At 36.4% G+C, this 16115-nt stretch carries 17 protein-coding genes; 4 read left to right on the top strand and 13 right to left on the bottom strand.

What is annotated here, in order from left to right:
- Nucleotides 1–312 precede the first annotated feature (312 nt).
- Nucleotides 313–1839 carry a hypothetical protein gene (locus PLA12_11915; protein ID HOQ33204.1) on the bottom strand — a complete coding sequence of 509 codons (1527 nt, stop codon included), beginning with the start codon at nt 1837–1839 and terminating at the stop codon, nt 313–315.
- Between the two features lie 130 nt (nt 1840–1969).
- Between PLA12_11915 and PLA12_11910 the strand changes: the two genes are divergently transcribed.
- The 3 genes from PLA12_11910 to PLA12_11900 all read left to right on the top strand — a co-directional run bounded on the left by PLA12_11910 (nt 1970) and on the right by PLA12_11900 (nt 5621).
- The gene (locus PLA12_11910; protein ID HOQ33203.1) at nt 1970–3358 is read left to right on the top strand and encodes a Gfo/Idh/MocA family oxidoreductase; all 1389 of its coding nucleotides are present in this window, start codon (nt 1970–1972) and stop codon (nt 3356–3358) included.
- A gap of 98 nt (nt 3359–3456) precedes the next feature.
- Nucleotides 3457–4995: a Do family serine endopeptidase gene (locus PLA12_11905; GenBank protein HOQ33202.1), complete on the top strand. Its 1539-nt coding sequence runs from the start codon at nt 3457–3459 to the stop codon at nt 4993–4995.
- Nucleotides 4996–5189: 194 nt separating this feature from the next.
- Complete coding sequence (locus tag PLA12_11900; protein ID HOQ33201.1) at nt 5190–5621, top strand: hypothetical protein; 432 nt, start codon at nt 5190–5192, stop codon at nt 5619–5621.
- 9 nt (nt 5622–5630) lie between these two features.
- On the opposite strand, the gene PLA12_11895 is transcribed toward PLA12_11900, so the two are convergent.
- The 10 genes from PLA12_11895 to infC all read right to left on the bottom strand — a co-directional run bounded on the left by PLA12_11895 (nt 5631) and on the right by infC (nt 13123).
- On the bottom strand, nt 5631–6782 hold the full coding sequence (locus PLA12_11895; protein ID HOQ33200.1) for a radical SAM protein: 1152 nt from the start codon (nt 6780–6782) through the stop codon (nt 5631–5633).
- Nucleotides 6783–6857: 75 nt separating this feature from the next.
- Nucleotides 6858–7643 (bottom strand): TatD family hydrolase, encoded by a 786-nt coding sequence (locus PLA12_11890; GenBank protein ID HOQ33199.1) that lies wholly within the window; start codon nt 7641–7643, stop codon nt 6858–6860.
- Nucleotides 7644–7660: 17 nt separating this feature from the next.
- Nucleotides 7661–8425, bottom strand: coding sequence for a regulatory iron-sulfur-containing complex subunit RicT (ricT, locus tag PLA12_11885; protein ID HOQ33198.1), 765 nt, complete (start codon nt 8423–8425; stop codon nt 7661–7663).
- Nucleotides 8426–8439: 14 nt separating this feature from the next.
- Entirely contained in the window at nt 8440–9567 is a 1128-nt protein-coding gene (gene holB, locus PLA12_11880) for a DNA polymerase III subunit delta' (GenBank protein HOQ33197.1), read from the bottom strand.
- A complete protein-coding gene (gene tmk, locus PLA12_11875) occupies nt 9555–10187 on the bottom strand; it encodes a dTMP kinase (protein ID HOQ33196.1) in 633 nt (210 codons plus the stop codon). The genes holB and tmk overlap by 13 nt, the downstream gene beginning before the upstream one ends.
- The gene (locus tag PLA12_11870) at nt 10184–11044 is read right to left on the bottom strand and encodes a prephenate dehydrogenase/arogenate dehydrogenase family protein (GenBank protein HOQ33195.1); all 861 of its coding nucleotides are present in this window, start codon (nt 11042–11044) and stop codon (nt 10184–10186) included. Before PLA12_11870 ends, tmk begins: the two co-directional genes overlap by 4 nt.
- 18 nt (nt 11045–11062) lie before the next feature.
- Nucleotides 11063–11788 (bottom strand): 1-(5-phosphoribosyl)-5-[(5-phosphoribosylamino)methylideneamino]imidazole-4-carboxamide isomerase, encoded by a 726-nt coding sequence (gene hisA, locus PLA12_11865; protein ID HOQ33194.1) that lies wholly within the window; start codon nt 11786–11788, stop codon nt 11063–11065.
- A gap of 17 nt (nt 11789–11805) precedes the next feature.
- Nucleotides 11806–12231: a 50S ribosomal protein L20 gene (gene rplT, locus PLA12_11860; protein ID HOQ33193.1), complete on the bottom strand. Its 426-nt coding sequence runs from the start codon at nt 12229–12231 to the stop codon at nt 11806–11808.
- A 102-nt stretch (nt 12232–12333) separates the two neighbouring features.
- Nucleotides 12334–12531, bottom strand: a complete 198-nt coding sequence (gene rpmI, locus PLA12_11855; GenBank protein ID HOQ33192.1) for a 50S ribosomal protein L35 — start codon at nt 12529–12531, stop codon at nt 12334–12336.
- A gap of 79 nt (nt 12532–12610) precedes the next feature.
- Entirely contained in the window at nt 12611–13123 is a 513-nt protein-coding gene (gene infC / locus PLA12_11850) for a translation initiation factor IF-3 (GenBank protein HOQ33191.1), read from the bottom strand.
- A gap of 220 nt (nt 13124–13343) precedes the next feature.
- Here infC and PLA12_11845 point away from each other — a divergent pair, with 220 nt between their 5' ends.
- Nucleotides 13344–14444: a saccharopine dehydrogenase NADP-binding domain-containing protein gene (locus PLA12_11845; GenBank protein HOQ33190.1), complete on the top strand. Its 1101-nt coding sequence runs from the start codon at nt 13344–13346 to the stop codon at nt 14442–14444.
- 86 nt (nt 14445–14530) lie between these two features.
- Here the strand turns inward: PLA12_11845 and PLA12_11840 are convergent, their stop codons facing one another.
- Together PLA12_11840 and PLA12_11835 are read right to left on the bottom strand one after the other, a co-directional pair.
- Entirely contained in the window at nt 14531–15208 is a 678-nt protein-coding gene (locus PLA12_11840) for a peroxiredoxin (GenBank protein ID HOQ33189.1), read from the bottom strand.
- A 71-nt stretch (nt 15209–15279) separates the two neighbouring features.
- Nucleotides 15280–16115, bottom strand: an 836-nt coding sequence (locus PLA12_11835; GenBank protein ID HOQ33188.1) for a site-specific DNA-methyltransferase, incomplete at its 5' end; no start/stop codon positions are given.

The raw sequence follows: 16115 nt of genomic DNA, 5'->3' as shown, positions 1-16115 counted from the left end.
AAAATGGACTACTTACACAAAGTTTAATTTTTATTAGTTTACATTAATATTTAGAATCTTTACAAACGGATAAATAAGTATACTATGTATAAGAGTATAGCGAAGATAAACAATGCTTTAGATTATTGCACAAGTCATTTTTAATTTTATCAAGCATACTAACGATAATGTTCTAAAAAGAAACATCTGGAATAGTACAAATTTTTTTAATTTATATATCAATGTATCTAATTTTATTAAATCTCTATACTCGGGAACTAATAATAAGTCTTTTAGTCAAAAATAATTCTCTGTATTAGAAATTGAGTTTCATCAAATATTCAATGTCCTATTTAATTCAAATTCATTGATAGAAATAATGATTTCTTTAAAAATATCAAAGGGATTTGTTCCTTTTATATGTATTTCAGCTGCTTCTAATAGTTTTTTTAGTAAATCTATCACATTTTCATCGTATTCGCTTATAATCTCCTGAATTTTCTTTTTAGATATACCTTCAAAACCATGTGCAATAATAGAGGAGTTTCTTAAATTTGAAAGTTCATCTAATCGTTCATTTATTTCGGATACTTTTTTTAACTTGTCGTCTTTTTTTTCATTTGCAAGAAATACAACTGCTTCTTTAAGGTTTTTTCTATTGTAAGTATATATATTTAATCCTATTTCTTCCATATGTTTAATAAATTTAAGATTTTTTTGTACCCATGATTGAAATTGTTTTGCGAAATTATTCTCATAAATATCTCTCCACTTACAATCTATATATCTTCTTATTGAATATTGATTAACTACTTCTAATATTCTCCATACTCTTCCAAGAAAGTTAGCACATTCGTCCCTTTCCCACATTATGTAAGCGTTCCAGAAAAGTTCGTTTAAAATTTTATTTGGATCTATAGTTTTATAAAATTCCTGCACAGTCTTTTTTAATTCAATAATTTTATTTTCATAAGATTTTTTTATTTCATTTGGAAGAAATTTTTCTATTCCATCTATTTCTTGTAAATATCCTTCATAATCAAAGTTCATTCGATAGCAAGCACATTCGGCAAGTTTTCTTATAATTTGTGGATAATTTTCATTTTTACTTATTGCATCAAAATCATATCTTTCGACAAGTCTTTGAAGGGCTTCATGCTCATAGTTCTTTAATATATATTTTCCTATTTCTAAACTTTTGATTTCAGTTGTACTTTCAGATTTATATATAAATTTGACCTTTTTTCTGAAATATTTTATGCAATTTAACATAAGGGCTGTGTTTATTTGTGGAGTTCCCCCTGTAATTTCTGCATACACTACATATTGGTTATTGTCAATATTTTTAAGTATTTTCCCTTTCAGGTTTTCATCAATTTCTCTAATCATCAAATCATAATCATTGGGTTTATCGTTTAGTTCGATTATTTCTACTTCTACTTCTACTTCTGGTAAGTAGTTATATTTTTTGTTTTGAAAATAGAAAGGGAAAAATGTGTCTTTTAAAAACTTTGCTATTGTATAGGTATCTCTTTTTATATGTTCCGGGTCTTTTTCTTCTTTCTGATTTGTAGCAATAAGATATATTTTACTTATATTTTTGTTTTGTTCTTTCAACCACTTTAAAAATGGTTCGATAATTTGAATATCTATGTTATCTTTTATAACTTCGAAATTTTGTGTAAGCCAATGTCCAAATTTACGAACATTTAAATTTCTGAAGTTTTTATCGTTCTCTGGATATTTAATTTCTTCTGTTAATTCCTTCCAAGTCTTGTCGGTGATTTTCTTTTTTATATCTTCCAAGCCTGTTAATGTAATTTCCCTTGTTCCGAGGGGGATAAAAAGTAATGTTTCCATTTTATGCTCCTTTTTTGTTTGGGTTTTATAGATGAGTATAAATATATTAATTGTTTAACTCAAGTTTATTCTGTGATAATATATTGTAATATTTATTTGTGAATTTTAAAACTAAAGAAAGGGAATTTTTATGCGTAGTAAAAATTTGAACAGGGAAAAAGCGAATTATACTTTTTCTCGTAGGTCGTTTTTGTCATTGTCGGGTGTTGCGGGATTGATGATGACTGCTGTAAAGAATTCCGTAGGGCAAAGTGAGAGTCCTTCTAACATTCGAAATCAGCCGGCACCGGCAGAATTTTTCTCTGCTTCTCCGATGGAAACAGTTCGAGTAGGATTTGTTGGTGTAGGAGGTATGGGCACAAATCATGTGAGGAATTTACTTAAGATAGAAGGTGTGCAGTTAAAAGCAGTTTGCGATATCGTTCCTGAAAAAGTAGAGCGCGTTAAGAAAATGGCGGTTGAGGCAGGACAGCCAGAGCCAAAAGGATATTCGAATGGGGAATGGGACTTTAAACGGATGTGTGAAACAGAAGAATTAGATTTGGTTTACACTGCAACTCCATGGGAATGGCATGTTCCAGTTTGTGTCTCTGCAATGGAAAATGGTAAGCATGCAGCAACTGAGGTTCCTGCAGCCGTTACATTGGAGGAATGCTGGCAGTTGGTCGAAACCGCAGAGAAGTATAAAAAACACTGTGTTATGATGGAAAACTGTTGTTATAACCGCACGGAATTAATGATGCTCCATATAGTTCGCAAGGGTTTATTGGGCGAGATAATTCATGGGGAGTGTGGTTATTGTCATGATTTAAGAGGAGTAAAGTTTAGCAAGGAAGGTGAAGGATTATGGCGTCGTGCCCATTCGATGAAACGGGATGGGAATTTGTATCCTACCCATGGTTTGGGACCTGTAGCCCAATATATGAACATTAATCGCGGTGACCAATTTGAGTATTTGGTTTCAGTAAGTAGCAAGTCGCGAGGTCTCCAAGAGTATCAAAAAACTCTACCCGAAGATGACCCACGCAGAAATGAAAAGTATGTTTTAGGGGATGTTAACTTAAGTATTATAAAAACCTACAATGGTTGCACAATATATATTGTGCATGATACAAATTTACCGCGTCCTTATAGTCGGATTAATATGGTGCAGGGGACAAAAGGTATCATTATGGATTATCCACCGCGTATTTTTATTGAAGGCCTCTCGGGAAAAGAGGAATTTGAACCATTAGAAAAATATGCAGATCAATGGGAACATCCTTTATGGAAAGCCATGCAGGATTCTGCAAAAGGTGCTGGGCATGGTGGTATGGATTTTATTGAGGATTACCGTTTAATTGAGTGTTTAAGGAAGGGATTACCCACAGATTTGAATGTTTATGATGCGGCATCATGGAGTGCGGTTTCAGAATTAAGTGAACGGTCTGTAGCCCAGCGTGGAGCACCTCAAGACTTCCCAGACTTTACCCGAGGGAGATGGAAGGAGTATCCACCATTAGGCATTATTTACGGATAACTGAAAATCATTAAAATTTTTTAGTTAACTCTATTTTATTCTCCTGCGTTTTAGTAAATGATTTCAAAATTCCAACAAGTAAAAAAGGAGAATGGAATATGTTTACTAAATCGCGTAAAATGGTCTTTTTAACCTCAATAATGATATGTACCGCATTTATATTTGGCTATTATTATGGAGAAACTTACTCTGACCAAGAAAGTTTTCTTAAACTTCCTAAAGCATCTGCTCAGAGTAATACTGCTTCAGGAATAGAAGCGGCAAAGAGTTTAGGTGAAGCATTTGCTCAGATCGCAGAAAAAACTTCCGATGGTGTAGTTTCTATTTCTATTGAGAAGGAAGTCTCTGCTATGAGTCCATTTCAATCACCTTTCGACTCCCCATTCGATTTCTTTTTCCGTTTCTTCGATGATGAAGATATGTGGCAACAACCGAAGAGAAGACAACCTCAAAAACCTGATACGGAAAAGAAACGAAATGTTCCTATTGGTGCAGGCTCGGGTTTTATCATTTCCGAAGATGGATACATTGTCACCAATAATCATGTTGTCGAAAAAGCAGATAAAGTAAATGTTAAATTAAGTAATGGTAAAGAGTTTACTGCTAAAAAGATAGGTTCTGACCCAGAAACCGATGTCGCCTTAATTAAAATTGACACTAACGGGTTAAAGCCATTACCTTTAGGAAATTCTGATAATATTAAAGTAGGCGAATGGGTCGTAGCCATAGGCAATCCCTTTGGATTAGAACATACTGTAACAGCAGGTATTATCAGTGCCAAAGGAAGAGGAGATTTGAATATTGTGGACTATGCTGATTTTATTCAAACGGACGCAGCAATTAATCCCGGTAACTCGGGTGGACCTTTAATTAATTTGGAGGGCGAAGTCATTGGCATGAATACAGCCATATTCTCTACAAACCGTATGTCACCGGGTTACATGGGTGTTGGTTTTGCTATCCCTATAAATATGGTGAAGTATGTAGTTAACCAATTGCGGGATACAGGTGGCGTAGAACGCGGATTTTTGGGTGTCGGAATACAAAATCTCGACCCGAAATTAGGCGAATGGCTTGGTATCAAAGAGACACAAGGCGCTCTTGTAACCGAAGTGCAAAAAGATTCTCCCGCAGAAAAAGCAGGTATTCTTAAAGATGATGTTATTATCGAATTTAACGGTTTCCCCGTAACAGATGCCCCATCATTACGGAATCGTGTCGCATCAACAAAACCAGGTTCCCGTGCTAAATTAGTTCTTATTCGAAACGGAGAAAGAAAGGAAATTCAAGTTGATGTAGGGAAAAAACCGAATGAAGGCAGTGTAACCGTAACAACGGAAGAAGGAAAAAAAGTTGAATTAGGAATTTCTGTTCAGAACCTGACCGCTGACCTTGCAAAACAATTTGGTTACGAAGAAGGAGAAGGTGTATTAGTAACTGAAGTAGAACCGGGTTCCCCGGCACAATTACGCGGTGTTAAAGAAGGCACACTCATTAAAGAGGTTAATCGCATCCCTGTGAAAAATGTAAATGAATTTGAGAATGCATTAAAGGAAAATAAGGGCAAAGATAGTGTCCTGCTAAAATTGAAAAACGAAAAAGGCTCTGAATATTATGTAGTTATACCTACGAACTAAACTATACTCACTATTCATAAGAAAAACAGAGGAAAATCCGTAGGGATTTTCCTCTGTTTTTTTAAATGGGAGATATATAATATAATGATTTTATGAAAATGCCTTTTTGTTCTTTTAAATAAAAATGTAACAACTAAAATAATATTTTGTATAATAAAACATATCTACATTTAATAAACAGAAAGGGTTAAGTTATGAAAAAAATTTTCTTCTTAACTGTATTGATTTTCGGACTTATGTATCTTTCCGGTTGTAATCCGGATAGTCGCTTGAATGGTGTTTGGGAAGGGGCCCAATGGGAAAATGGTAAAGAGATAGAAAATACTCTCGTTACATTTGAATTTAACAATGGTTCTTTGAAAATATCACAAAATGTAGGTGCTATCAGTATAAATCTCCAGGGGTCGTATGTAACATATATTGAGAAATTTCCCAATCAGATTTTCTTTACAATTAATTTGATAAATGACACAGCCAAAATACGCAAAGGTATCTACCGTTTTAACCTTCCTATGTTCGGTAAAACACTTTATCTTTCTGTAACTGAAACCGATGAAGAGGATTATCCTCCCAAAGAACGATTAAATCCTGATGTGGGTCCTGTATACATCTTAAAGAAAAAGTAGATACCTTTCTTAAAAAGACGCCAATGGATTAATAGGCTTTTTGTTCGTTTTATGTTCAATAAAACAACAACCCGGGCAGGTCGCCCAAAGATGATTTTTACATGCCTGTCGGAATTGACGCATAATCGGATTGTTCCATAATTCTTTTAGCGATGCATTTTTAATATTCCCAATTTTTCGTATCCAGCAAGGATACACATCACCTGTTCGTCCTATAAATAATGTGTTCCATGCGTTTCTGCATTCAAAATCATTCAAATCAATTCCCGTTGTATAGTAGTCAATAATAGAAGAAATGGGCATTCGAGGAAGGCGTAATTGTATTCCCAATTTTGTTGCTTCTGCAAGGGTCTCTGTTAACGATTTTGTTAACTTATCTCTATCTATTTTAGGATACTGAATATGCTCCGCCTTATATACAGAAGGGTCTACATCCCCCAAACCGGGCAGGTCGAGGGAACGGCTTTCTGTTACCAAATTCAGGACATCGGCTCCCAATTCTTTTATTAAAGCAGGCATTTGAGGTAATATTTCCACATTGTCCTGTTGTATAACCGTAGTTATATGTATCAATGGACACTGTTTTTTCGCTTTATCTCGATATTCCCGTAGAAACCTAATTCCTGTGGTAGTTCGTTCAAAAGCCCCTTTCATCTTGCGGATATTATCATGTTTCTCACCAGGGGCTTCGATAGAAGTTCCTGCAAAATTAAGTCCTTTACCTCCTAACCTCTTTGGGGCTAATTTGACCAGTTCTTCTGCCCTATCCTCTGTAATCATTGTCCCATTCGAAATAAAATGCGTTCTTGCTCTTCTACTCGCATAAGAGAACAATTCCATAAAGTCCTTGCGAACAAAAGGCTCTCCCCCGGTAAATGTAATCAAACTCCAGGAATGTATCTGTGAAATTACATTTTTCCATTCATCCGTAGATAGTTCCCCTTCCATTTGTTGTTTAATAGGAACATTCTCCAGCCAGTCAATATACTGGCACATTTTACAACGAAGATTACACCGTCTTGTTAGTTCTATATAGTAATGCCACGCCGGAAAAGAATAACCGCTTTTAAAATAATTATAGGGAATTGAACTGTAAAATCGTTGCAGTATATCGTAAAGAGAGGCAATACCCCAGCGTAAAACTGAATTTTTGCATTCCATAGCGTTTTCTCTTTTTTTCTTTTTGAACAAAGTATTCGCAGATATTATTTCAATTATCTGTGTAAACGAAAACAATTATATTAGTGAAAATATTTTCTTCGTGTTTTGGTTTGTGAAATGGATTATATCATTTACATCCATTTTTTTGATTTCTGCAATTTTTTCTGCTGTATAAAGCACATATTCTGGAACACATCTTTTTCCACGAACAGGTTGCGGTGCCAGATAAGGTGCATCTGTTTCAATAAGCAAATAATCTAATGGAACTCGTTCTGCACTTTTCTGTAATTCAATGGCTTTGGGATATGTTATATTTCCTGCAAAGGATATGTAACAATTCATTCCCAGAAATTGTTCCACCATATCTATATCTCCTCCATAGCAATGCAATACCACGGATGGAACATTTTTATGATAATCACGAAGGATTTCATAAGTATCTTTTTCTGCATTTCGGCAGTGTATTACTATTGGAAGGTTATGTTGTTGTGCAAATTCAATTTGTTGTATGAACACTTTCCTTTGAATATCCTTCGTCACTTTACAATGATAATAATCCAGACCAATTTCGCCGATAGCACTTACATATCCAGTGTTCAGGAATAAACTTAATGTATCCCAATTTCCCGCAACAACTTTCTCTGAATAATAGGGATGGTAGCCCACTGCATATCTTATTTTAGGATGTTTTATCAAAGACAATGGAGAAATATTAAAAGGTTCCTCAATAATAATGACCAGTCCGTCTAATTTTTGAAAAGAGGTATTTATTAGTTCGATTCTATCCTCTTTAAACTTTTCATCAAACAAATGACAATGGCTATCTATAGGTTTTATTTGTATGTCTTCCTTATTTGGCATGAGAAGTAAAAAAATATCTATTTTGTGTTTTTATTATTGGAGTCGAAGGGTTCGTCCTCAAGTTGTTTTAACAATTTTATTTCTTCCTGGTCTAATTCTTCCTCTATACCTTCCTCATCATCCTGGTAGTATTTCAAAGGAGGATACATTTCATTCTCATAAGATAGGCAACATAGGAGTCGACCGCATTGCCCGCTGATTTTTGATGGATTTAAGGATAAATTCTGTCTCTTTGCCATTCGCATAGAAATAGGCATAAATTGCTCAATCCAGCGTGCACAGCAAAGATGTAATCCGCAATTTCCAATCCCTCCGATTAATTTGGATTGGTCCCGAATTTGTATATGTCGCAATTCTATTCGAGTGTGAAATTCCTGTGCTAAATCTTTTACCAGTTCACGAAAGTCAACTCTACGGTCTGCCGTAAAATAAAAAGTAAGGCGATGCCTATCAAAAGTATATTCCGATTCAACCAAACGCATGGGCAAATTGTGCTTGGTAACATATTTTTGACAGGTTACCAACGCTTTTTTCTCTTCTTGCTCAATATCCTTTAAAGTTTTATGGTCATTATTATGGGCTCGACGAATCACCTTAAAAGCACTATGGCGTTCTATTTCTGACGAGCAGGGTTCCGGTGGTAACACACAGATACCCCATTCCTGACCACGGTCAGTTTGCACGATACAGGGGTCATCTCTTTTGATAATAATCTGGTCAGAGCAAAGAGCCTGTAATACTCGTCTTGGTTTTCTCATGCGTATTCTGGCTATATTTTGCATATAGAACTACCTCTTTATATTTTAGGTGATAAAGCAAAAAACAAATCTCGGATAACTTTCTCACGACTTATATTCCGTAATAAATAAGAACGAACTTTTTCCACGAAGTTTAGTCCTGCCTCTGCTTGTTGATAATTCCATGAAGGAAATTCAGAAATCATTTCTGGGAAGTATAGCATACCAGAATTCTGTGTGTTAAAGTAAACCAGCACATCCCGCAAGAAACAGGTTATCAGATACAAACAGGATTCCAATTCATTAGCAACCTGTGCCTCTATTTCAGCATTTATTAACTGCTGCATTGCATTTTGTTCCGCAGGAGTTAATTCTTTCTTACCTATATTTTCCAACTTGTTTACTTCCTTTTCAATCTTTTTACGAACCGCTGTAAGAAATTGTTCAAATTCTGCAGTAAGTAGTAAAGGGTCTCGACCTTGTGCCAATTGTCGGAATAATTCCATAATCAATGTTCTTTTATCGGAATCCAGTATTTCTATACTTTTGGATATTTGTCCCTGTGATAGCATAGCAACAAGAGAAGCGGTTTCTTCTGGAATTTCTTTGATTTGATGGATAATTTTTGTAACAGTTTCCAATCGTAGCCGTTGAAACCGTATGGGCTGACAACGAGAGCGGATAGTCGGTAGTATTAAACCTGGATTAGAACTAAGTAGAATGAAAGTGGTCTCGGAAACAGGCTCTTCGAGCGTCTTTAAAAAATGATTTTGAGCCGGTACACCTATTCTTTCAGCATCTTCAAATATAATAAATCGTCGGTTGCTCTCATAGGGTCTGTATTGTGCTGTTTTATTAATTTCTTCTATTGTATCTACACCGATAAGTCTTGTTTTGCCCATAGGTCGGATTATCATCACATCTGGATGAATATCTCTCTCAATACGGGAACAGATAGAACAGACTCCACAACCTTTTGTTTCTGTGTTTTGACATAAAACCGACTGAGCAAATGACTTTGCCGTAAATTTCTTTCCGACACCATCGGGTCCCCAGAAAAGATACGCATGGGAAATCCGATTGTTTTTCATAGAATTGATTAAAACACGAACAGCAGTATGTTGGTCTTGTATTCTTTGAAAAACAGGTGGTAGTGTATCGGTATAATTACTTACTATTTCTGACATAGTTCCCTTAAATCATTTTGTATGATTAAAGCAATTGCCTCTTCAGATTGATTAGCATCAATTATCATAAACCGTTGAGGATTTTCGTGTGCAATCCGAAGGAAACAATCGCGTATTCTTTGGTGAAATTCTATATTTTCTGTTTCCAAACGGTCTAAGGTGTTTCCGCGTTTACTTATTCGTTGCAGTCCTATCTCCACGGGTAAATCAAACAAATAAGTTCTCGTCGGATAAATTCCTAATGTAGCGATTTTGTGTATTTGATATATAAGTTCCAAATTAATTCCCCGTCCTCCACCTTGATAAGCCGTCGTGGAATCAATATATCTATCACATAATACGGTAATTCCCTGTTCTAAAGCGGGGAGAATAACTTCACGCAGATGTTGGGTTCTATCTGCAGAAAATAATAACAGTTCTGTAATAGGATGTAGAGGAATAGGATTATTATTCTTTTCGAGGAGAATACGCCGAATATACTCGCCGACTCGTGTTGCTCCCGGTTCATAAGTTCTTAAAACAGGATATCCCAACGATTTTAGATATTCTTCTGCTCTCTTTGCTTGCGTCGTCTTACCACAACCTTCAATACCTTCAAATGTAATAAAATGTGCCGTCATTTGTTGAATAACCGTTGTCGAGATTCACTTCCGTGTTTAAAGAAATCCATCATTTGATTAGCATCATTTTTTTGAAGAGACAATTTGAATTCATCTAATTTTTTCTGAATATCTTCAATCCCTGAAAGGATATTTTTTTGATTGGTTAAAATAATATCCTTCCATATCTCGGGTCGGCTTTCCGCTATTCGCGTTGTATCGCGAAAACCACCACCGATAAAATAATTGGGAGCCTTCGTTTCGCCAGTAACCTGAGCAAGAGCCGAAGCAATAATATGTGGAAGATGACTTGTATATGCCATAAAAAAGTCATGTTCCACCATATCTACTTCGATAACCTTCGTCCCTAAAAGAGTCCAAAAATTCCACACTGTCTTTTTAACTTCCGCTCGAGTATTTATCCCTTTTTCTAAAAGGCAAATAGTATTTTCATAAAAATCTATTTTTGCATGTTCTGGTCCAAATTTTTCGGAACCTGCGAGGGGATGACTTCCGATAAATGGACTGTCCTTTTGCCAAAGGGACTGTGCCTTTTTGCATATTTCTACTTTCGTGCTGCAGATATCTGTAATGATTGTTTTCTCAGGAGAAATATTTGGGGCAATGGATTGGAGAATAGTTATGGCTGACTGGACAGGGGTGCATAAGATAATAAAATCTGCATTATAAACTGAAGGAAACAATTCCGTAGAAAAACTATCAATGGCTCCTTTTTGCAACGCTTTTTCTAAAGTGGACATATTCCTTCCTATACCCATTACTTCGTCGGCTATTTTTTTATTACGAATTGCCATACCTAACGAAGCACCCAAAAGCCCTACACCAATAATGGCAACTTTCCCGAAATGTAATTCCATTATTTGTTTCTCCAATTATTAGGAAGCGAATATTTTTTTTGCTTCTGTTATTGAGAACTTCTTTAAGTATAACGCTCTACCAACGATAATCTCATCTACCCCAAAGGACTGTAATAATTTTGCTTTAAGTAAATCTTCCAGAGAGGAAACCCCTCCTGACATAGTAACAGGAATATGGACCGATTGTGCTATCTGTTGTGTTGCTGCAAAATTAGGTCCTTTCATCATGCCATCCGAAAGAATATCTGTATATATGATACGGATAGCCCCTAATTCTTGTGCCTTTTGTGCGATTTCAAGTGCGGAAAAGTCTGTTTCTTGTGTCCAACCTTCAAGGGCAATCTTCCCATTTTTGGCATCAATGGCTACAACAATTTTATCTTTCCACCTTGAAGTGGCTGTTTGTAGTAAATCAGGATTTTTAATCATTCCCGTTCCAATTATCACTCGTGAAGCACCCGCAAAAATAATTTTTTCTATTGTATCTACTGTGCGAATACCTCCACCTACTTCATAAGGAATACCCATTTTTCCTAATTCTTCAAGGAACGGCAATATTTCACATTTCCCCGATTTAGCGCCATCCAAATCAACAATGTGAATAATTCCTTCTTGAAGTTCATTCCACCAGATTTTTGCTTGTTCGAGGGGGTCATCAGAAAAAATTGTTTCCTTCTCATAATCCCCTTGAACCAAATTGACACACTTTCCACCTCGAATATCAATAGCAGGCACAATACGCATTTAAGATTTGCCTGTTTTTAAGATGAAGTATCTGCTTCCGAACTATCCAGCGGCTCAGAAACTTCGTCATCTTTTGGAATAGGTTCGCCTGCGATAGCAGATTTTGCTATCTCAATCAATTTGGCAAAGGCTTCCTCATCTTTTACAGCAAGGTCTGCCAGCATTTTACGGTCTACATTCATTCCTGCCTTATGCAAACCAAATACAAGCCGATTGTAACTCATACCGTAATTACGTGCTGCCGCATTAATTCGTGCTATCCACAAAGCACGGATTTCTCTTTTCTTGGCTTTGCGGTCACGATACGCATACTTACCCGCATGGTCAACCGCTTGTTTGGCTGTCTTGAAAAGGCGATGATGGCTTCCACGGTATCCTTCTGCTTGCTTTAATACTTTACGTCTACGGTCACGGGAAGCAGGATTGTTTGTTGCTCGTGGCATTGCTCTTTCTCCTATTTTGTAAAGGGTTTTGTTTATGTTCCGGAGGCATTTTCCGGATACATGAACACGAATTTATTAATTAAAACAAAAAAAATTCCTATTTTATGCGTAAGGGAGCATTGCTTTTACATTTTTTGCTTCTACAGATGAGACCAGCGTAGTTTTCCTTAGGTGTCTCTTTTTCTTAGCCGATTTGGTTGTTTTTAAATGTCTATTATAGGCTTTTTTTCTTAAAACCTTCCCGTTTTTAGTAACCTTAAACCTTTTTGACGCACTACGATTCGTCTTTAACTTTACCATGAATTTACTCCTTTTTATTTAAAATATATTTAGTTAATACATTTCTGGGTAAGAAAGTTCCTTTTAGACTTGTCGTCGTTTAGCTCGATTTGCCCGGACTAAGTGTAATAGTTAACGCTTTATCCTCAGGACGACATTGGTCAAGCGAATATGTTTCTGAGCAAAGGTCCCTTGTAGATTCAATAATATTTTTTAACACTTCATACGCAAACTCGGGATGTTCATATTCCCGTCCTCGAAATACTACAGAGACCTTTACTTTATTACCTTCTTCAAGGAACTCTCGTATATGTTTCAGTTTATACTCAAAATCGTGTTTATCTATTTTTGGTCTTAGTTTTATTTCCTTCAGCACAATTACATGCTGTTTCTTTTTCGCTTCACGGGCTCTTCTTTTCTGTTCATAACGGTATTTTCCGAAATCCATTATTCTACATACCGGCGGTGTTGCATTCGGTGCTACCTCTACGAGGTCCAGTTCGCGTGCTTCGGCTTCCCTCAGAGCGTCTCTTTTGCTCATGATACCTAACTGAACCCCTTTATCATCAATCACTCGTACCTGCGGAGCCCTGATTTCTTCATTTACTCGCACCGTATCTTCAGACGGTTTTACTATCGTTGTTCTCCTTAATTTACGGTTTTATTTGCCTCAACTTTTGATAAAATTATACTTTAATATAACATATTTTATCAAATTGAATTTCTCACTTTGAAATAAGCCCATATCATTTCAATCGCCTATTCCCTAAAAAACGATGCATTCACTCAATCAAATTATATATCATTAATAAAACAAAGGAAAGGAGACCTCTATGAAAATATGCGTTTTAGGTGGATGTGGGGACATGGCAAAAGTAGCCCTCGAACTTCTTGCAAAAGAAGTAGAAGTCACTTCTGTTACCATTGCAGACATTAATATAGAAAAAGCAAAACAGATTGCGGAAAATCTCGGTCATAAATTCTCAGCAAAATTCGTTAACGCAAAAGACAAATCCTCTATTGTAGATGCAGTAAAAGGACATAGTGTTGCATTGGGATTTATTGGTCCTTTTTACCTATTTGAAAAAAGTATTATCGAAGCGTGTCTTGATGCTAATGTCCCTTATGTTAGTATCTGCGACGATTACGATGCTTACCTTTCTGCGATAACTTTAAATGATATTGCAAAGGAAAAAGAAATCACCGTTATTGCTGGATTAGGCAATTCCCCGGGAATAACCAATCTTTTAGCCAAAAAGGGCTATCTTTCTATGGATAAACCCGAACGCATTGAAATCAATTGGGCAGGTGGTTCGGATGAGGATATAGGACCTGCAAATGTAAAGCATGTATTGCATATATTTAGCGGATATACCTTACAATGGAGAGACGGCAAAGAAGTGCGAATTAAAACAGGAACTGAACGGAAAATTGTAGAGTTTCCCGAACCTATGGGCAAATTACCTGTTTATATCACAGGTCATGCAGAATCGGTGTCCGTCCCGCGTAGTCTACCCGGTTTGAAATATGTATCCCTTCACGGGGGCATTCACCCGCCTTATATAGCCCGATTAGCAACAATACTTGGTAGATTAGGCTTAACCAACACTCCTGAGAAACGAGAATTTCTAACCAAGATTTTATTACCCCTGGTTAACGCGGGTATTTTTTCCAAAGGAGGAATAGACCAGTCTGTATTCCGTATTGATGTTTACGGCGAAAAAGAGGGAAAGTCCGCACATCACTACTATTCAGGAGTGGGGCATATCGCTGATATAACAAGCATTCCTGCAGTTGAAGGTACCCTTATGATTGCCCGTGGTGAACTGCATAAACCCGGTGTCCATTCCGCTGAATCCGCTATTGATAATGTAGACGACTTCTTACACCGCGTTGAATCTCGCGGCGTAAAACTTTTCTATTATGAGAAATAATATTGTAATTTAACTATCCAACATGTCCGTATCATCAGACCTTTTTAATTTGTCTGACCCGTCCAATTTATTTTGCATGATAATCTCTATTTGTCTAATTTCTTATGGGAAAACCACCAATCAAAACATTCATATCTGCCTTCTTTTGCTTTGGCTAATCGTTCTTTTGCAGTATTTACATCGGTTGGTGGTGGGATAATCACCCTATCACTGATTAATTCGTTATTAGGCCAGTTTTCTGGCATGGCAACCTTATACTTGTCAGCAATCTGTAAGGCATTTACAATCCGAACTATTTCATCTATATTTCTTCCTACCTCCTGCGGATAATAAATAATCAGCCGTATCTTTGCTTTATCGTCCACAACAAATACTGCTCGAACTGTATTTGTGCCTTTTCCTGGATGAACCAAGCCAAGGATATTTGCAATGGCTCCATTATCCGCAATAATAGGGAATTGAATGTCAATACCTAACTTTTCCCTTATCCATTCTTCCCACTTTATATGCGAGAATACCTGGTCCATACTTAGACCTATTAACTCACAATTTAATGTCTTAAACTTATCATATCGCTTCTGAAAGGCAACAAATTCTGTGGTGCATACAGGTGTAAAATCTGCTGGATGACTGAACAGAACAAACCATTTGCCTGTAAACGCCTTGGGCAGTTCCATCTTTCCATGCGTTGTCATTACATTCATAGTAGGGAATTCATCCCCTAATAACGGAATTCCTTGTTTTGCACTTTCGGGATTACTCATAGACATTCTCCTTTCTTAAAATAATTGAGTTCTACTTTATTTATTTTAACACATTTATACTATGTTTTAATTCATATCTTTTTTTGGTCCCTCAGCGTATTCCGTTCCCAAAAAACGCCATCCACATAGCCTTGAATTGTTCTATCGGAATTGGCATATTCCAATCGCTTTTCCGCCAAACAACAATAAGTTTCATCTATTTCTATTCCACAATACTGCCTGTCTAACTTTTTAGCTACAACACAAGTCGTTCCAACTCCTGCAAATGGGTCAAAGACAACATCTCCTTCTCTGGAACTGGCAAGGATAATTTTTGCGAGAAGTTTCTCGGGCTTTTGCGTAGGGTGTTCGGTGTTTTCAGGCATAGACCAGAACGGCACAGTTATATCCGTCCATAAATTAGAAGGATATGTAAGCCGATATTGTCCATCGTTCTCTATCCCCCAATCCTTGGGTTTACCATCATCATCCCGATAAGGAGCAATTACTTTCCGTTTCAGCATTACCGCTTTACTATTAAAATAAAAATTATTGGATACCGTCCCGAACCATATATCTTCTGAACAATTTTTCCAGTTGCTGATAGATCCTCTACCTTTCTCTCGTTCCCATGTAATTCGATTTCGAATCTTAAAATATTTTGTCATCACCCGAAAAATGGATGAAGAAGATTTCCAATCCCCACAAATATAAACAGAAGCAGTAGGTTTTAATACCTTCCTTAATGGACATAACCAGGAATCCATCCATGCTTCATATTCTTCAGGGGACATCTCCTTAAAATGATTCGAGTTAAACTCCTTATGTAAATTATAGGGCGGGTCTATAAATAACAAATCCACAAAAGATACTCGCAAAAAAGGGAGAACCTTAAACAAATCTTGATGTATGGTCTTATTTAATATCT

It is taken from the genome of Candidatus Hydrogenedens sp., assembly GCA_035378955.1.
In the GTDB taxonomy this organism is placed as follows: Bacteria; Hydrogenedentota; Hydrogenedentia; order Hydrogenedentales; family Hydrogenedentaceae; genus Hydrogenedens.
Note: the sequence above shows the minus strand (reverse complement) of the source record. Positions and strands in the feature narration are given on the sequence as shown.